Raw genomic sequence first — 16,835 nt, forward strand, 5'->3', positions numbered from 1 at the left:
CCACTCCTCGCTGTTCGACCCGAAACGCGCCCATCTGATGTACAACGACTTCATGGACGAGCTTGAATACGCCGCCGAAGTCGGGTTCGACGCGGTGTGCGTGAACGAGCATCACTCCAACGGCTACGGACTGATGCCGTCGCCGAACCTGATCGCGTCCTCGCTGGCCCGACGCACTACGAACACGGCGATCTGCGTGATGGGCAACTCGCTGGCATTGTATAATCCGCCCACCCGTGTGGCGGAAGAGTTCGCCATGATCGACTGCATCTCCGGCGGCCGGTTGATCGCTGGTTTCCCGGTCGGCACTCCGATGGACACCTGCTATGTCTACGGGACCAACCCTAGCCAGCTTCGGCAGCGCTACCATGAGGCGCATGACCTGGTGGTTCGCGCCTGGACCGAGAAAGACACCTTCGCGTTCAACGGGCGCTTCAACCAGCAGCGCTACGTCAACATCTGGCCCCGCCCGGTACAGGCCCCGCACCCGCCGATCTGGGTGCCCGGCGGCGGATCGGTGGAAACCTGGCAGTGGTGCGCCGAGATGAACTACGTCTACTGCTACTTGTCGTACTATGGATATAAGGCCGGCCGCGCAACGATGGATGGGTTCTGGGCCGAAATGGATCGGCTGGGGAAGAGCCGCAATCCTTACCAAGCGGGATTTCTGCAGTTCGTCGGCGTCGCCGAATCCCGCCAGCAGGCATACGATCTGTATCGCGAAGCCGCTGAATATTTCTACGGCCGCTGCCTGCACGTCGACCCGAAATGGGCAACACCTCCGGGCTACACCAGCGAGGGCAGCCAGCGCGCCGGCATCGAAAGTCAGATCAAGCAGGCCGCCGACGCCGGAGTGCGCGGCAAATCCACCGGCGAACGTTTCGCCGCCGTCGCTCGCGACATGGATGCGATCGTGGAGAAAGGCTACGTCATCATCGGGTCCCCCGACGAAGTCGCCGAACAATTGCGCGAGGTGGCAACCCAACTCAACGTCGGTCATCTGATGCTGCTGCTGCAATACGGCAACATGAGCAAGGATTTGACGCGGTACAACACGAAGCTGTTTGCCGAACAGGTCATGCCCAAGCTGCGCGACGTCCACGCGGACTGGACCGATCACTGGTGGCCGCAGCCGATGGACACCGCGCAGCGGGCAATGGTTCCGGCTTTCCAGCCTGGTCTGGCAGCCGAGTAAAGTCCCGCAACTGATGCGGTGACACGCGTCGCGATCTGTCCCTGCCCGCGTCGGAAGCTGGCTATCCCAAGCGTGCCGACGCTGACGAACAGGCGGCGTCGATCACCTGCGACTATAAACGAAACGCGGAGCTCATCGTGAACCAGTCCGAAATGTCGGTCCCTGAAGCTTCGGTTATCGAGATCAACGGATTCCCAACTCGGATCTGGCGCAGCGGAACCGGCCCGAAGCTTGGCTTTCTCGCCGGCTTCGGCGGGCTGCCGCGCTGGGTGCCGTTCCTGCGGCATCTGACTCGGTCACACACGGTGATCGTGCCGTCATTGCCGGGGTTTCCAGGCGGTGATCGCGGTCACACCGTGCTCGATTCGCATCTCGACTGGCTGCTGGCGGTGCGCGAGATGTTGGACCGGGCTGGCCTGGAAGGCGCCGATCTCATCGGCAGTTCGGTCGGCGGCTCGCTCGCGGCTGAGGTCGCGGCGCTATGGCCGGCGACGGTCCGCCGATTGGTGCTGATCGCACCGTTCGGGCTGTTCGACGAGGCCAATCCGCCGACCGACCCGTGGGCACAGCGCGCCGATGCCGTGCCCGGCCTGATGTGCGCCGACCCGGAAAACTGGAAGGCCCTGAAGGCCCCGCCCGAAGGCGCCAATTCCATCGAATGGCCGATCGAGCAGGTTAGAGCCAACGAAGCCGCGGCGCGTATCTTCTGGCCGCTCGGCAATACCAGAATCGAAAAGCGTCTGCGCTTGATCAAAGCTCCAACCCTGCTGCTGTGGGGCGAACAGGACAAGATCATGCCACGAGCCTATGCCGAGACCTTCGCCCGCGGCATCGCCGGACCAACGACCACGCGGATCGTTCCGAACGCCGGGCACCTGGCCGAATTGGACCAGCCCGACGAAGTCGCCCGCCAAGTAACCGGATTCCTCCAAGCCGATTGAAACGCTACCGCATTCGCCGCGCGAGCAACTCGAAGCGTGGCGTTACGGGTTGGCACTCTGGCAATCGTTAAGAACCTGTTAACCGATCAACGCTAGGCTATGCGCGCATACCAGTGAGCGACCGCATGCAGCGTGCCAAGATCAGCGCCTTCGTCATCGCCCATAATCGCGCGCCCATACTGGGCACTTGCCTGCGCGGTCTGCGATTCGCCGATGAACTGATCGTGGTAGACAAATCCTCGACCGATGGGTCGCGCACTATCGCCGAAGCGTACGCTGACGATGTCATCACCGTTCCCTGGACCCCCACAGTGGAGGAAACCCGCACCCTCGCTTTGTCACTCTGCCGGCATGGATGGATTCTGTTCATGGACGACGATGAATGCCTCAGCGCCGAAGCGGAACGCCATATCCGCGCAGAGGTGCAAGCCCCGCGCGGAGACATCTACGAATTTCCCCTGCGCCACTACATTCTGGGGCGACATGACGAGCGGGCGTACTATTGGCCCGAGCATCATGTGCGGCTGTTCCGACGCGGCGCCGTCGCCTTCTCGCGAACCGTTCACGCCGGGATCGTGCGACTGTCGGACCGGGTGGCGCGGTTTGAGGCAACGGACGGCGTCTGCATCCATCATTTGTCGCACCCCGATGCCAGCGGGTGGATCGAAAAGACGAACCGCTACACCTCGCGTCCCGATCGGGTCGGGATCAAGGCTGGGCCCGAAGGCTTGGCCGCCTTCGCGCACCATCGGATCGACCATTGGATGGCGCGCGGCAGCGATGGCACGCCGAACGGTTATCCCGCCGTCGTGGCCGTGCTGCGCGCGGTTTACGACATCGTCGATGCGGTGAAGGCGTGGGAGGCGGACAGCGGCGTGACCGGCGCTGCATTGTTCGAGCAAGCCTGCGCGCGGTTGGATCAGGCACAGCTACGCGGTGAGCGGATCTTGGCCAACCCGTTTGCCCATGGCTATGCGGAAAAGCTTGATTGAGCGCGAGCCGCCACGATTATCGAAGCAATTGGCGGTCGAGCGCGCCAGCACGCGGCAACGTTCGTCGCAGCCTCCAGGCGGAGCCTCCGTGGCGGCCGGCGATTCAGCGCGTTTGCGCCGCGACTTCATCCTGCCGTTGCGCTTCTTCCTCGAAATCTTCTGCAACCAAAAGTAGTTTGTCCTTCAAGATAGGGTCGTCGCCGTGGCGCGCCAGTTGGCGAAAATTCTCGGCCATGTCCCGCAATTCGGCTGCTGTTCGCGATGCCATACTACAACTATGGCGGGCAGACTGATGCGGATCACGTGATCGCACACACGTGATCCGATGGGACACGAGCACTGCTGATCGGTCGTCGTGCGCCGCGCGGATGACCGATTGCGTTGGCCCTGGTCGGAGGCGACGAAGCGGACGGGGAGCCCCCCGGCACGGTGAATTTTGCGGCACCACCCGAAACATCGCCTTCGCAGTCGGTTATTTTTCGTATCAATGCCGAAGTGGTATCAATCTCACTTTGAAGTGACGCGCTACGCGCAACGGTATGATCTAGATGTGCTCACGGTCTTGGCAACGAAGGCGAACCAATGCAGTCAGCGAACAACACCCTCATCGGACGCGGTCAGTCGATCACCGATGCAGAAGGCAATGTGTGGGCGATCAACACGGACGGCCGAATCGAGGTCAATGGTGTCGTCGATAGTACGACCGCCAATGTTACTCATCTGGCGTATGCCAATGGTCTGGTGTGGCAGGAGAACAGCCACGACTTATGGTGGTCGAAAGCCTCACCCGCCGCACCATGGACCGCTCGGGGAACCACGGTTCCAGTGACCATTGCGACGGTCTCGCGGAACGAAACCGTGCTGGCAACCGCTGCCGCCTTCGGGCCCGTCGGCGCGATCGTCGACCGCGGCGGCAACACTTGGTCGATCACCAATGGCCAGGTTGCGGTTAATGGAGTGATCGACCCGACAACCGCCAATGTCACTGAGCTTGCTTATGTCAATGGAAAAATCTGGCAGGAGAACAGCCACGGTTCATGGTGGGCCAAGGCCACCCCGGCGGATAATTGGGGGCCGCCCAACGGCACAACGACCAACCCCCTAACCGGCAGCTTCTACATCGGCAATCCGGCCGGCGACTTTGCCGTCGTCGACGTGGGCGAACTGACCGCCTCGCCCGAGGGTGGCATGGGTATCGCGCCACAGTCGACGTCCGAAATCGTGACGCCCGGAGTGCTGGCAACCGGGACCGCCATCACCGTAAGCACCGAAACCGCCACGTTGGTGGTCAACGGTAACAGCACCTTGGCCAACGGCGCCACGCTGAACCTGATTGGGGCATATCGAACGCCCAGCGAAATATCTGCGCCGCTGCAAAACAACGGCGTCATGACTGTCAACCATTCGACACTCGAAATCGGCGCGCTCAGCGGCCAAGGCTCGATCAAGGCGTCCAACGCCAGCACGCTCGACGTCCAGAGTTCGAACGCCGGCAACACTGTCCAGCTTCAGGCGTCGCACCTGCACATCGGCGGGCAGGGCGGGGTTGCCGGCGGGCTGTCGTTTCTGGCACCGATCACCATGGACAGCGCAAGCTCGATTATCCTCAACCAGACACAAGCCACCAGCGAGACGCTCAAACCGCTCGGCGGATCGATCAACGAGTTGCTCCTTTACAATGGCACGACCGAGGTCGCTGACCTCAAGATTGGTGGGGTCTCGACCCTGTATGCGACAGCGACCGGCTCCGGGTCCGGCGCGGCGGTGACCCTGAGCGCGACGCCAAACGCCAACGATCTGCATATCGTCGGGCACATGGGATGACACTGCACGGCGACGGCTTCGGGCCGTCGTCGCCCGCGCTCACTGCATGATGTCTCCGGCTTACCCCCAGCTCGGCGGCTGGCGTCGGCCCAAGCTGGCGGCCCGCTTTTCGAACACCGATTGACAGTCATCCTGGGTGCTGGCGCAATCCGGTTCCGTCGCTGCCATGACTGAACCCAAGTGTCGCGAGGTTGATGTGGACCATTACGACCTGATCGTTGTCGGTAGCGGCCCAGGAGGCGCCTCACTGGCACATCGGCTCGCCCCGACGGGCAAGAAGATCCTGCTGCTGGAACGCGGCGACTACCTGCCCAGATCGCCGGCAAACTGGGACTCGAAGACCGTGTTCGTCGACGGCGCCTATCAGACCACCGAGACCTGGTATGGCGGCGACGGAAAATCGTTTCAGCCCGGCTTGCACTACTACGTCGGCGGCAACTCCAAGGTGTATGGCGCCGCGCTATTCCGACTCCGTGAGCGCGACTTCGACGCGATCCAGCACAGCGATGGCCTGTCCCCGGAATGGCCGCTGAAATACCCCGATTTCGAGCCGTTCTATACTGAAGCGGAAAACCTGTTCGTAGTGCATGGCCAGCGCGGCGAGGACCCGAACGAGCCACCAACGTCGAGCCCGTTTCCGCATCCGCCGGTGTCGCACGAGCCGCGCGTGCAGGAACTCAACGACAGCCTCAAGGCTGAAGGCCTGCACCCGTTCCATCTGCCGCTAGGTATTCGGCTCGACGAGAAAGACGGCAAGGTCACGCCGACCAGCATCTGCATCCGCTGCGATGCGTTCGACGGCTTCCCCTGTTTGCTGAACGGCAAGGCCGACGCCCAGGTGATGTGCGTGGACCCGGCGCTGGCGGCCCATCCCAACCTGACGCTGCTGACCAACGCCTATGTGTCGAAACTGCAGACCGACGCGTCCGGGCGGCGCATCACCGGCGTTGACGTCACCCGCGACGGTCGGCAGGAGCAATACAGCGCCGACATCGTGGTCGTGGCCTGCGGTGCGCTGTCATCGGCGCTGCTGCTGCTGCGCTCCGCCAACGCCGCGCATCCGAACGGTCTGGCCAACCGATCCGGCCAGGTCGGACGCAACTACATGCGGCACAATCAATCGGTGCTGATGGCCCTGCTGCGTCAGCCGAATGAAACGGTGTTCCAAAAGACGCTCGCGGTCAGCGATTTCTACTTCGGCGCCGATGACTGGGAGTATCCGCTTGGCCTGATCCAGATGTGCGCGACCTCGCACGCCGACCAGATCAAGGCCGAAGCGCTGCCGTCATGGCTGGAATGGCTGCCGGAAATGCCGTTCGACCAAATGGCGCGGCATTCGATGGACTTCTGGCTGTCATCGGAAGACCTTCCGCGGCCGGAAAATCGCGTGTTCTACGACGACGACCGGGTGATCCTCGATCTGCAGGAAAACAACATGGAGGCGCATCACCGGTTGAAGAAAAAACTGGAGCACTACCTCGGCATATCCGGGGCCCATCCGGTGCTGCTGGAACGCAAGCTCTACCTGGGCAAGAACATCCCGATCGGGGGCACCGCCCACCAGGCCGGAACCTGTCGCTTCGGCACTGACCCCGCCGCATCCGTACTCGACCTCAATTGCAAGGCGCACGACGTGGATAATCTGTATGTCACCGATGCCAGCTTTTTCCCCTCAATCGGATCGGTGAACCCCACGCTGACCATCATCGCCAACGCGTTGCGGGTTGCCGAACATCTGCGTACCCGGTTGGGCGCATGACCTTCGCCGTCCTGATAACGGTTATCGAACGCTATCTCCTGGTCGTGCTGTTCTTTCCGTTCTCGGCGCTGGACAAGATCATCAACTTCAAGGGCGCGGTCGGTCAGGCACAGCAGGCGATGCCATCGGCCGCGGCCGCCACCTGCCTGATCCTGCTTGGTCTCGCGGTCGAGATCCTGATGCCGCTTGGCATCCTGACCGGCATCGCCGACCGGCTCGCCGGTTTCATCCTGGCCGGCTACTGCGGTGTCACCGCATTGCTGTGGAAGCAGTTCTGGAAGCCGGGCGACTTCTGGCACCGTGGGGAGAGCAAGGGCCGCGACCTGTTCTGGGATTTCCTCAAGAACTTCTCCCTCGCGGGCGGGTTTCTATTGATCACCTTCGGCACCACCAGCGCCACCGTAATGACCTTTTTCCACGACCCGCTGGCATCGACCCATCCCTATGCCCAGGTGGACCATCCATGACCGACAAACCGCGCATTCCCTATTGGCACCTGTGGGCCGATGACGACGGCGTCAGTCACCAGACCCGCTGCGAACTCACCGATTGGGAACTGAAAGGCGTCGGCGGCGCCGCGCCGCAATGGAACGATACGCAGGAACGCTCCGACGCCACCGTCGTGTTCACCGTGCAGCCGGTCGGGTGGGTTGGCGAATGGCACGAAAACCCGGCGCCGCAGTGGATCGTACCGCTATCCGGCCGGTGGTGGGTCGAAGCCATGGACGGCACCCGGATCGAGATGGGACCGGGTGAATTTTCCCTAGGTGAGGATCAGGACTGCCGCCAGGACAGAAGTGGCCGCAAGGGGCACCGAGCCGGCACGATCGGCGATCAACCGGCGGTCCTGATGACGGTACGGCGTCATGTGCCGCCGGTGCGACAGCCCTGCCATCTGAAATAGTCCGATGCCGGATTGGATCGAGCAACTCGACCCGCGCTTCGCGTCGTGCGTGTTGCCCAATGCACCGTTGCTGACCCTGGGCGAGGGATACGCCTGGCTGGAAGGTCCGGTCTGGTTCGCCGATGCCAACCAGTTGCTGGTCAGCGATTTGCCGAACAATCGCATCCTGCGCTGGACCGAGGATTCCGGCGTCTCGGTGTTCCGTCAGCCGTCGAACTTCGCCAACGGTCATAGCCGCGACCGGCAAGGACGCTTGATCGGCTGTTCGCACCGCGGTCGCTGCATCACCCGCACGGAACTCGATGGATCGGTCACCGTGCTGGCGGATCGTTTCCGCGGCAAGCGGCTGAACGGTCCGAACGACGTCGTGGTGGACAGCGTTGGCGCGATCTGGTTCAGCGACCCGCACTACGGCGGCAACACCGATTACGAGGGTGGCAAGCATGCCGCCGAATTGCCGCCCACTTTGTACCGGCTCGATCCGGACGGGTCGCTGGCAGTCGCCGCCGACGATTTCACCGGGCCGAATGGACTATGCTTCTCACCCGATGAGCGCCTGCTGTATGTGGCGGAAAGCGGCGCCCAATTTGCCGAACACCCGACACGGCACATCCGGCTGTTCAACGTTGCCGACGGACGACTGCATGACGGGCGGGTATTCCACGAGATTTCACCCGGCTTCGCCGATGGCCTGCGCTGCGACCAGGATGGAAGGGTCTGGAGCAGCGCGGCGGATGGTGTTCATTGCATCGAACCGGACGGCACGTTGATTGGAAAGATCCTGACCGGGTCGACCGTCGCCAACCTGACATTCGGGGGACGCAATCGCTGCCGGATCTTCATTTGCGCCTCTCACCGGTTGATGGCCGTCTATACCAACGTCAGAGGAGCACAGTTGCCATGACGCTTAGGTTGGTTCGCGTCGAACTGACGGTTTCGGACCTTGACCACGCCGAACGGTTCTATGTGGACGGACTGGGCTTTGCCGTTGAACGGCGCGGCGTGATCGATCCGGCAATGGCTAGGCTACTGGGCGCCGATCAAGTCACCGCGGTGACACTGCGGCGCGGCGGTCAGACCCTTGTCTTGCAGGCATTCCAGCCGTCCGGCGCGCGCTACCCTTCGGGCGCGACGTCATGTGATCAGATCTTCCAACATTTCGCCGTCCCGGTTGCCGACATGAAGGCCGCTTATTCCCGCCTGCAGCTCGTGCGCCCGTCGCCGATCAGCCCCGCACCCCAGCTTTTGCCAGCCAGTTCCGGCGGTGTCGTGGCGTTCAAGTTTCGCGATCCTGACGGCCATCCGGTGGAATTGATCCAGTTCCCCGATCACCATGATGACGGTATCGATCATTCTGCGATCGTGGTGATGGACGTCGCGCGCAGCATCGACTTCTATTGCGACCAGTTGGGTTTCTCAGTCGCGGCGCGGCAGATCAATACCGGCCTGGAGCAGGATCGGCTCGACGGTCTCGCGTCGGTCAGCGTGGACGTGGTTGCCCTGGAACCGGAACGGCCGACCCCGCACCTGGAGCTTCTGGGCTATCGCAACCCGCCGGTACGACCGACCATCCGGCTCGCATCTCGGGATATCGGCGCCACCCGCGTCGTGCTCGAAGGCGCCGAGTTGCCCAGCGGATCGGTGCGCCTCGGCGATGGCAGCCGAGCCGGGCTGATCCATGATCCGGATGGACATGCCATCGTTTTGATTTCGCATTGTTGACGGCGGGTCTGCTTTATTCTTGCAGTTTTTCCCAATGCCGTCCGTCGCGCTCCAGCAGTTGGTCCGCTCCGCTCGGTCCCTGGCTGCCGGACGGATAGTCTTCCACCTTGCCTTCGCCGCGTCCCCACGAATCCAACAGTGGCTGCACCGCCGCCCAGCTCGCTTCGATCGCGTCGGCGCGCTGAAACAGCGTGGCATCCCCGATCATGCAGTCATACAGCAGCGATTCGTAGCCGACATTGGGCTTCTCATCGAAGAAGTCCTTGTAGCGCATCGACGTCTCGACGCGGCCAAGCTGCATCTTCGGCCCCGGCACCTTGGCATCGAGCGCTGTCTCGATGCCCTGCTCGGGATCGATCATCAGCCTGATCACGTTTGGCTTCGTCGCATCGACCGGCGTATCGCGAAATATCTGATACGGCGCCGGTTTGAAGAAGACGGCGATTTCGGTCCGCCGCCCGGCCAGCCGCTTGCCGGTGCGCAAATAAAATGGCACCCCGGCCCAGCGCCAATTCGCGATATCGAGCTTGAGCGCGATATAGGTTTCAGTCCGGCTATCCGCAGCCACATGTGGCTCCTGACGGTAGCCCGGCACGGCGGCATCGAACTCTTTTCCCGCGCCATACTGCCCGCGCGCCGCGTCCTCGAGCCGGACCGGCCGGATCGCCTCGATCAGCTTGGCTTTTTCACTGCGCACCGCTTCGGCATCGAACGAGTTGGGCGGCTCCATCGCGACCATGCAGAGCAGGGTGAACATATGGTTCGGAACCATGTCGCGCAGCGCCCCGGTCGGCTCGTAGAATGCGCCGCGCTCTTCCACCCCGACGGTCTCCGCCGCGGTAATCTGGACATGATCGATGTAGCCACGCCGCCAGATCGGTTCGAACATACCGTTGGCAAAACGCAGCGCCATGATGCTCTGGACGGTTTCCTTGCCCAGGAAATGATCGATGCGATAAAACTGGCTCTCGTCGGCTTGCTTCAGGATGCGCGCGTTCAGCGCCTTGGCCGATGGCAGGTCAGCGCCGAACGGCTTCTCGATCACCACGCGGCGGAATTTCCCGTCCGGCTGTTTCAGCAACCCGGCTTGTCCAAGACCATCCACCACCGTGCCGAAAAAGCGCGCCGCCACGGCAAGGTAGAACAGCGCGCTGCCGCCGCCGATCGCCTCGCCAATGTGCTTGAAGGTATCGGACTGACTGAAATCGCCCTGCATGTAGTGCAGGCGGTCCTTTATCCAGCCCCAGGCGGTGGCATCAATCTGCGGCGTGTAGAACTCGGCTGTCTTGTCGTGGGTGAACGATTGCATGGTCTCGTCCAGCGAGCGCTTCCAGTCATCGCCGCTGATCTGTTCCCGATCCACGCCGATGATCTTGAAATCCTCGGCGAGTTGCTTTGCGCCGGACAGGTTGTAGAGCGCCGGCATCAGCAACCGCTTCGTCAGGTCTCCGCCAGCGCCAAATATAACCATCGTGCAGCCAGGGGCCCGCTGCACCTGTTGAGCGGGCGCCGATTGATGCGTCTGGGTCATACCAATGCCTTTGAATTCAGCCGGGTTCCGAGAACGCCTTGGGTTATGGATCACGCTGATATCGCCCGCAAGCCAGCGCGCGATGTAGACGAACCGGATACTGCGCCGCATAAGACTAACCCGAGATGCAGCAAATCGAGAGCAGACGGAATGGTCGACACGAAGCCGACGGACGACGACCAGCAGCCGCTACGGATCGAAGACTATGCGTTGATCGGTGATTGCCTGACCGGAGCCTTGGTGGGCCGCAATGGCTCGATCGATTGGCTGTGCTGGCCGCGGTTTGATGGCGCCGCCTGCTTTGCCGCGCTGCTTGGCACATCGCGACACGGCCGTTGGCTGGTCGCCCCAGAAGATCCCTCGCCACGGGTTAGCCGCGCCTATCGCGGCGACACAATGGTGTTGGAAACCTTATTCGACACCGCGGACGGCCAAGTTGCGGTGATCGATTTCATGCCCACCGGGCGCGCCGACTCATCCCTAGTCCGGCGTGTCGAAGGCAGGCGTGGCAAAGTTAGCATGTGCATGCATCTTGTCTTGCGCTTCGACTACGGGTCCGCGACGCCCTGGGTCACCGAGCTTCACAAGGGTGGCGGCATCAGCGCCATCGTCGGCCCGAACCTCGTGGTGTTGCATACCAAGGTTGAGCTACACGGCCGCAACCAGGCCACCCATGCCGCATTCACCGTCGGCAAAGGCGACAGCGTCGACTTCGTACTGACGTGGGGCCCGTCGCACCTTCCGCCGCCAGCCGCATTCGACGCCCGCAAAGCGCTTGATCAAACCGAGGCGTTCTGGCGCGATTGGGCGGCGCGCTGCAAATATCAGGGCGCCTGGAAACCGGCAGTACTGCGCTCGCTGCTGACGCTGAAGGCACTGACCTACGCCCCGACCGGCGGTATCGTCGCCGCGCTGACCACTTCGCTGCCGGAACAGCTCGGCGGCCAACGCAATTGGGACTATCGCTACTGCTGGCTGCGCGACGCCACCCTGACGCTGATCGCGCTGATGGAAGGTGGCTACGACGACGAAGCCGAGGCCTGGCGGCACTGGCTGCACCGCGCCGTTGCCGGCAGCCCCGACGAATTACAGATCATGTACGGCATCGCCGGCGAACGTCAGTTGGTCGAGTGGTCCCCGTCCTGGCTGCCCGGCTACCAGGGCGCGGCCCCGGTGCGTATCGGCAACGCCGCGTCGCAACAACTGCAACTCGACGTCTATGGCGAGATTATTGGTGCCGTCTCGCTCGCCCGCACCAGCGGGCTAAGGGAGCCGGCCACGGCGTGGTCGATGCAGGCCTTGTTCATCGAGCATCTGGCGACGATTTGGGATCAACCGGACGACGGGATCTGGGAGGTCCGCGGCGGTCGGCGCAACTTCACCCATTCCAAGGTCATGGCCTGGGTGGCGCTGGACCGATCGGTAAAGGACGCCGAGCGTTTCAGCTTTGACGCTCCGCTGGATCGGTGGAGGATGTTGCGAAACAGTATTCATGCCGAGGTCTGCCAGAATGGCTTTGACCCAGGGCGCAACACCTTCACGCAGAGCTTCGGCAACCCGGAGTTGGATGCCAGCCTGTTGCTGATCCCAAAGGTCGGGTTCTTGCCGGCGAACGATCCCCGCATGATCGGCACCGTTGAGGCAATCGAGAGCGAACTGCTGGCCGACGGATTCGTGCTGCGCTATCGCACCGAAGCGGGGGCAGACGGACTGCCCCCAGGCGAAGGTGCGTTCCTGCCGTGTTCGTTCTGGTTGGCTAACGCTTACGCGTTGCAGGGCCGGGATGCCGACGCGGTCGCGTTGTTCGAACGGCTGCTCGGCCTGGCAAACGATGTCGGCCTGTTGGCCGAGGAGTACGACCCGCGGGCAAAACGCCTGGTGGGCAACTTCCCACAGGCATTTTCCCACCTCGCCCTGATCGGTTCGGCGCTCGATATCCAGGCGTGCCGGTCTGACGGCAAGGCCGATTCCTGACCGCGACGCGCGGTTTGGACTGATACTACTGCACAGCCATCGCGCGCGTGCCTGCGGTCTCGGTTTCCCTCTGCACCGTAACCGGGATCGATTTTGCCGCCGGCGTCTTGCTGCCTTCCGCATAGTGCCACAACGGCAGCAACACATTGGCCTCGGGATAGTAACTGCCGACGCAACCCACGGGAATGTCGTAAGCCACCACGGTCAGCCCGGCCAACTTGCGCTCGACGTTGTCCTTCGACGCCGTGCGCACAGTCACCACATGCCCCGGCGCCAGGCCAAGCCGATCGATATCCGCCCGATTCATCAGCACCACCTGGCGCGTGCCCTCGATGCCGCGGAACCGGTCGGAATAGCCATAAACCGTCGTGTTGAACTGATCGTTGGAGCGCAGCGTGATCATCCGTAACGTGTCGTGCCCGATTTCCGGCATGTCCGCATCCTCGACGAGGCCACGCGGCGTGATGAAGTTCGCGCGTCCTGTCTTGGTCTTCCAGTTCCGCTCCCGCGCCGGCATTGGCCGTTGGAAGCCACCCGGCTGCCACATCCGCCGATCGTAGTCGTAGAAGATATCGGGATAGGTCTCGCCGATCGATCGGCGGATCAGCCGGTAGTCGTCGCGCCACGCATCCCATGTCAGCTTCGGATTTGGATCCAGCGTTGCCTTCGCCATCTCGCAGACCAGGCGCACCTCGCTGATCAGATGCGGCGAGGCGGGTGCCCGTACTCCGCGCGAGCCATGGATGTGGCCGGTGCTGTCCTCGATCGACAGGTCCTGCGGCCCGCTGGCCTGGCGGTCGTTCTCGATGCGACCAATGACCGGCAAGATATAGCTGGCCGCGCCATGAACCAGATGGCTGCGGTTTAGCTTGGTAGCCACGTTCACCGTCAGTTGGATGCGGCGCCAGGCCGGTTCCATTTGCCCGCGATCCGGGATCGCGCGCACGAAATTTCCACCCAGCATGACGAATGCATTGATCCTGCCGTCCAGAATAGCCTGGCAGGCGTCAACAGTGTTGGTGCCTTCCTCGCGTGGCGGGTCGAACCCGTACTGCACCGCCAGCCGGTCCATCGGCACCAAGGCGGGCTTTTCGGTGATGCCGACGGTGCGCTGACCTTGCACGTTTGAATGACCGCGGACCGGGCAGATGCCGGCGCCGGAGCGTCCGATATTGCCGCGCATCAGCAGCAGGTTCGCCACCATCTGCACGGTCTCGACCCCGGCGCGATGTTGCGTCAAGCCCATGCCATAAACGGCGATCACCGCCTTGGCTCGGGCATAGATCAGTGCCGACGCTTCCATCGCTGCTCGCGGCAACCCGGATTGCCGTTCCAGCTCGTCCCAGTCCTGCTGGCGCAGCCAGGCAACGAACGTGTCGAATCCGAACGCGTGTTCGGCGATGAATGGGTCATCCAGCACCGGAGGCCGCCCCGCGTTCCGAGCCTCGGCGTCGAGGTCAAGCACCGCTCTGCAGATGCCGGTCAGCGCCGCGAGATCACCACCCGCCTTGACCTGGTTGTACTGCGACGCGATCCGGGTCTGGTGTCCGGACAGCATTTCCCTGGGCGACTGCGGGTTGGTAAAGCGCTCCAACCCACGCTCACGCAACGGGTTATAGACGATGATCGGCACGCCGCGCTCGCTGGCGGCCCGCAGCCCGTGCAGCATGCGTGGGCTGTTGCTGCCAGGGTTCTGGCCGAAGAAGAAGATGCAGTCGGTCTTGGTGAAGTCGTCCAGCGCCACCGTGCCGACCGGAACCCCGATGCTCTCCGGCAGTGCCACCGACGTTGTCTCGTGACACATGTTGGAGCTGTCGGGCAGGTTGTTGTTGCCGTAAGCCCGCGCAAACAGGCCATACAGATAGCTCGCCTCGTTGGAGCACCGGCCGGAGGAGTAGAACACCACGCTTTTGCGATCCTCGATAGCGCGCAGGGCACCGCCGATCTCGCCGATCGCATGGCCCCACCCCACAGCGACATACTTGTCGGTGGCGGCATCGTAGCGCATCGGGTGGGTCAGCCGCCCCGCTTGCTCAAGATGGTAATCGTCCCAGTCCAGCAATTCGGTCACGGTGTGCTTGGCGAAGAACTCCGGCGTGCAGCGATGCGCGGTGATCTCCCACGCCGTTGCCTTGGCGCCGTTCTCGCAGACCTCGAATGGCAGCGGGTTTGCCGGCTTGACCCAGGCGCAGCTAACACACTGGAAGCCGTCCACCTTGTTCTGCCGGGTCAGCGTCAGGCTGCCGGAGGCCAGGACACCTTCGCGAGCCAGGATATCGCCCAGCGAGCGGATCGACCCCCAGCCACCCGAAGGATGCTGATAGGGTTTGAACGACGACTTTCCGCGCATGTCATTGCTCCCGACTGTCGTGGCTCGACAATCCCGACAAATGGTGTTGCTTGCGAAACCGCAAGGCACGAGACCACGTTCGTGAGATGACAAACCGAGACGGTGAAATCGATGACCAAGCCCGACTACATGACGCAACACGCCTCCTTGTCCCCGGCGTGGAAGCGCGTGCGTGACCGCAACGTCATCCCGTTACTGATCGACGCTGCCGGCAGCGTCGAGTCGGTGATCGAGAGCTGGGCGATCCGTGTTCGCAGCGCGCCGGCGCAATCGCTTGGTATCGTGGTCGCTGCGAGCGCGCTGGCCTCGTTCCTGCTGGCGCGCCGAAGGGCCTAGACCTATCGCGCGGGCGCTGGCTGCCCCGCAAGCCGGCTCGCCAGCGCGGTCTGAAACGCGTCCATCATCATGAACCCTGGGTCGGCCCGGCAGGCCGCCTCGGTTTCGCGCATGATCTGCTCATCCGACTTGGTCAGATCTAACGGTTCGCCATGCGGCTGCGGCACGTGGAACGGGGTGTCCAGGTAGGCCTCCACCGTGTTGCCCTCTGGATCCTTGAAGTAGCAGGACCAGGCATTGCCGTGCGAGGTCACCCGCATATCGGTCGCGCCGTTGTCAAGCGCTCGGCGATGCACGACCCGCAAGTCGGCGAGCGAGTCGACCATGAACGATATCTGGTTGATCGGATTAAAGCCCAAGGTATCGGGCCGGCCGCTGGCCAAAACCAACTGATGGTGGTTGCCGGCACTGCCGCTCAGGAACGTCAGCTCGGCTCCACCACGCCCTGCTCCGCTGTCCGTCACCATCAGGCCAAGCACGGTGGTGTAGAACTGTTCCAGCAATCCCTTGTTGTGCGCGTAGATGCCCACATGCGCCAAGCGGGCATGAATTGTTCCCATGGTCGCTTCCCTGGTTCAGCTTGAATCCATTGAAGATCGCCGCTGGCAAATGTGCAAGAGTTGCCGGGCCGTGGGGTTGCCGGGCCGGGCACGACCGGCTCAAGCCGGCCGGATCGCGATCATCACCCGCCGATGTCCCGGAGACAGCCGGACATATAGGTCGAGGATCTGCTTCCAGGGCCAATACTTGCGGTTGAGCAATTGCATACCGCGGTCGAACTCTGAACCGCCGGTGATCCGGGCATGCGCAGCGACCCAGGCGCCCATCACCTTGCCTCGGGAATCGCAAGGCGCAATCTTGACCACGCCGGTCCGACGGATCCGTTTCGCCTTCCCGGAGTCAGCGGTCGTATAGACATAGATCATCACGCCGCCGGTCTCGCATGGCGCCGGCGCGAACCAGACCGGCGTGCGCACTCCCTTGCCGCTCTTACGGTAGGTTTCCAGATTGAGATACTTCATTCCCTGAAACGCATCTAGGCCAGCGGCGGCGTTCATCGACAGCCTCCTGTCTCGGCGCTTCGCCAAGATCGCTTCCGCAAGGCCTGCGCGAAAGAGATCACGGAGGCATTTGCCAGGACGTCCCCGAACGCGGTCTCGAAGCGCTGCTGGCGTCTTGCCACACTCGGCGTCAGAGTTCGAGTTCTGCCCGGATCCAAGTTTTCGCCTGTGCGATCGTCGTTGGGCCGAGTATCGATATCCCGCGATTCAGCAAGCCGTCACCGGGCGACGCCTGCGGCGATTAAT

16 protein-coding genes (1 of these 16 only partly in view) are annotated in these 16,835 nt (G+C 62.9%); 11 read left to right on the forward strand and 5 right to left on the reverse strand.

Going from position 1 to position 16,835, the window contains the following annotated elements; genetic code table 11:
- From ACQY4T_RS03170 to ACQY4T_RS03180, 3 genes are all read left to right on the forward strand, one after another.
- Positions 1–1,195: the 3' portion of an LLM class flavin-dependent oxidoreductase gene (locus ACQY4T_RS03170; protein ID WP_428537545.1), read on the forward strand. 86 nt of this gene lie to the left of the window's left edge; 1,195 of the gene's 1,281 nt are visible here — the last part of the coding sequence; its start codon lies beyond the left edge, outside the window; its stop codon occupies positions 1,193–1,195.
- Positions 1,196–1,332: 137 nt separating this feature from the next.
- Entirely contained in the window at positions 1,333–2,136 is an 804-nt protein-coding gene (locus ACQY4T_RS03175; protein WP_428537547.1) for an alpha/beta fold hydrolase, read from the forward strand.
- A 125-nt stretch (positions 2,137–2,261) separates the two neighbouring features.
- Positions 2,262–3,128, forward strand: coding sequence for a glycosyltransferase family 2 protein (locus ACQY4T_RS03180; RefSeq protein ID WP_428537549.1), 867 nt, complete (start codon positions 2,262–2,264; stop codon positions 3,126–3,128).
- A gap of 103 nt (positions 3,129–3,231) precedes the next feature.
- Here ACQY4T_RS03180 and ACQY4T_RS03185 read toward each other — a convergent pair whose 3' ends face one another.
- The gene (locus ACQY4T_RS03185) at positions 3,232–3,363 is read right to left on the reverse strand and encodes a hypothetical protein (RefSeq protein ID WP_428537552.1); all 132 of its coding nucleotides are present in this window, start codon (positions 3,361–3,363) and stop codon (positions 3,232–3,234) included.
- A gap of 347 nt (positions 3,364–3,710) precedes the next feature.
- Here ACQY4T_RS03185 and ACQY4T_RS03190 point away from each other — a divergent pair, with 347 nt between their 5' ends.
- The 6 genes from ACQY4T_RS03190 to ACQY4T_RS03215 all read left to right on the forward strand — a co-directional run bounded on the left by ACQY4T_RS03190 (position 3,711) and on the right by ACQY4T_RS03215 (position 9,337).
- A complete protein-coding gene (locus ACQY4T_RS03190; protein ID WP_428537555.1) occupies positions 3,711–4,952 on the forward strand; it encodes a hypothetical protein in 1,242 nt (413 codons plus the stop codon).
- Positions 4,953–5,118: 166 nt separating this feature from the next.
- Positions 5,119–6,711, forward strand: a complete 1,593-nt coding sequence (locus tag ACQY4T_RS03195; protein ID WP_428537558.1) for a GMC oxidoreductase — start codon at positions 5,119–5,121, stop codon at positions 6,709–6,711.
- A complete protein-coding gene (locus ACQY4T_RS03200) occupies positions 6,708–7,178 on the forward strand; it encodes a DoxX family membrane protein (RefSeq protein ID WP_428537561.1) in 471 nt (156 codons plus the stop codon). Before ACQY4T_RS03195 ends, ACQY4T_RS03200 begins: the two co-directional genes overlap by 4 nt.
- Positions 7,175–7,615, forward strand: a complete 441-nt coding sequence (locus ACQY4T_RS03205) for a cupin domain-containing protein (RefSeq protein WP_428537564.1) — start codon at positions 7,175–7,177, stop codon at positions 7,613–7,615. Before ACQY4T_RS03200 ends, ACQY4T_RS03205 begins: the two co-directional genes overlap by 4 nt.
- 4 nt (positions 7,616–7,619) lie before the next feature.
- On the forward strand, positions 7,620–8,519 hold the full coding sequence (locus tag ACQY4T_RS03210; RefSeq protein WP_428537567.1) for an SMP-30/gluconolactonase/LRE family protein: 900 nt from the start codon (positions 7,620–7,622) through the stop codon (positions 8,517–8,519).
- Positions 8,516–9,337 (forward strand): VOC family protein, encoded by an 822-nt coding sequence (locus tag ACQY4T_RS03215; protein ID WP_428537570.1) that lies wholly within the window; start codon positions 8,516–8,518, stop codon positions 9,335–9,337. The genes ACQY4T_RS03210 and ACQY4T_RS03215 overlap by 4 nt, the downstream gene beginning before the upstream one ends.
- A 13-nt stretch (positions 9,338–9,350) precedes the next feature.
- Here the strand turns inward: ACQY4T_RS03215 and zwf are convergent, their stop codons facing one another.
- Complete coding sequence (gene zwf, locus ACQY4T_RS03220; protein ID WP_428537573.1) at positions 9,351–10,868, reverse strand: glucose-6-phosphate dehydrogenase; 1,518 nt, start codon at positions 10,866–10,868, stop codon at positions 9,351–9,353.
- A 150-nt stretch (positions 10,869–11,018) separates the two neighbouring features.
- Here zwf and ACQY4T_RS03225 point away from each other — a divergent pair, with 150 nt between their 5' ends.
- A complete protein-coding gene (locus ACQY4T_RS03225) occupies positions 11,019–12,842 on the forward strand; it encodes a glycoside hydrolase family 15 protein (RefSeq protein ID WP_428537576.1) in 1,824 nt (607 codons plus the stop codon).
- A 25-nt stretch (positions 12,843–12,867) separates the two neighbouring features.
- Here ACQY4T_RS03225 and ACQY4T_RS03230 read toward each other — a convergent pair whose 3' ends face one another.
- Entirely contained in the window at positions 12,868–15,192 is a 2,325-nt protein-coding gene (locus tag ACQY4T_RS03230; RefSeq protein ID WP_428537579.1) for an FdhF/YdeP family oxidoreductase, read from the reverse strand.
- Positions 15,193–15,303: 111 nt separating this feature from the next.
- On the opposite strand from ACQY4T_RS03230, the gene ACQY4T_RS03235 reads away from it, so the two are divergent.
- On the forward strand, positions 15,304–15,528 hold the full coding sequence (locus tag ACQY4T_RS03235; protein ID WP_428537582.1) for a hypothetical protein: 225 nt from the start codon (positions 15,304–15,306) through the stop codon (positions 15,526–15,528).
- 2 nt (positions 15,529–15,530) lie between these two features.
- On the opposite strand, the gene ACQY4T_RS03240 is transcribed toward ACQY4T_RS03235, so the two are convergent.
- Both ACQY4T_RS03240 and ACQY4T_RS03245 read right to left on the reverse strand, forming a co-directional pair.
- Entirely contained in the window at positions 15,531–16,088 is a 558-nt protein-coding gene (locus ACQY4T_RS03240) for a VOC family protein (RefSeq protein WP_428537585.1), read from the reverse strand.
- A 99-nt stretch (positions 16,089–16,187) separates the two neighbouring features.
- On the reverse strand, positions 16,188–16,586 hold the full coding sequence (locus ACQY4T_RS03245; RefSeq protein WP_428537588.1) for a PPOX class F420-dependent oxidoreductase: 399 nt from the start codon (positions 16,584–16,586) through the stop codon (positions 16,188–16,190).
- Positions 16,587–16,835: the final 249 nt, after the last annotated feature.

Source organism: Rhodopila sp. (assembly GCF_965277825.1).
In the GTDB taxonomy this organism is placed as follows: Bacteria; Pseudomonadota; Alphaproteobacteria; order Acetobacterales; family Acetobacteraceae; genus Rhodopila.

Bases quoted from the DNA above. Each gene is read 5' to 3' on its own strand.
- ACQY4T_RS03240 (WP_428537585.1), bottom strand. From the start codon at position 16,088: ATGGGAACAATTCATGCCCGCTTGGCGCATGTGGGCATCTACGCGCAC.
- ACQY4T_RS03185 (WP_428537552.1), bottom strand. From the start codon at position 3,363: ATGGCCGAGAATTTTCGCCAACTGGCGCGCCACGGCGACGACCCTATC.
- ACQY4T_RS03230 (WP_428537579.1), bottom strand. From the start codon at position 15,192: ATGCGCGGAAAGTCGTCGTTCAAACCCTATCAGCATCCTTCGGGTGGC.
- ACQY4T_RS03200 (WP_428537561.1), top strand. From the start codon at position 6,708: ATGACCTTCGCCGTCCTGATAACGGTTATCGAACGCTATCTCCTGGTC.
- ACQY4T_RS03195 (WP_428537558.1), top strand. From the start codon at position 5,119: ATGACTGAACCCAAGTGTCGCGAGGTTGATGTGGACCATTACGACCTG.
- ACQY4T_RS03235 (WP_428537582.1), top strand. From the start codon at position 15,304: ATGACCAAGCCCGACTACATGACGCAACACGCCTCCTTGTCCCCGGCG.
- ACQY4T_RS03205 (WP_428537564.1), top strand. From the start codon at position 7,175: ATGACCGACAAACCGCGCATTCCCTATTGGCACCTGTGGGCCGATGAC.
- ACQY4T_RS03245 (WP_428537588.1), bottom strand. From the start codon at position 16,586: ATGAACGCCGCCGCTGGCCTAGATGCGTTTCAGGGAATGAAGTATCTC.
- ACQY4T_RS03210 (WP_428537567.1), top strand. From the start codon at position 7,620: ATGCCGGATTGGATCGAGCAACTCGACCCGCGCTTCGCGTCGTGCGTG.
- ACQY4T_RS03190 (WP_428537555.1), top strand. From the start codon at position 3,711: ATGCAGTCAGCGAACAACACCCTCATCGGACGCGGTCAGTCGATCACC.
- ACQY4T_RS03180 (WP_428537549.1), top strand. From the start codon at position 2,262: ATGCAGCGTGCCAAGATCAGCGCCTTCGTCATCGCCCATAATCGCGCG.
- ACQY4T_RS03225 (WP_428537576.1), top strand. From the start codon at position 11,019: ATGGTCGACACGAAGCCGACGGACGACGACCAGCAGCCGCTACGGATC.
- zwf (WP_428537573.1), bottom strand. From the start codon at position 10,868: ATGACCCAGACGCATCAATCGGCGCCCGCTCAACAGGTGCAGCGGGCC.
- ACQY4T_RS03215 (WP_428537570.1), top strand. From the start codon at position 8,516: ATGACGCTTAGGTTGGTTCGCGTCGAACTGACGGTTTCGGACCTTGAC.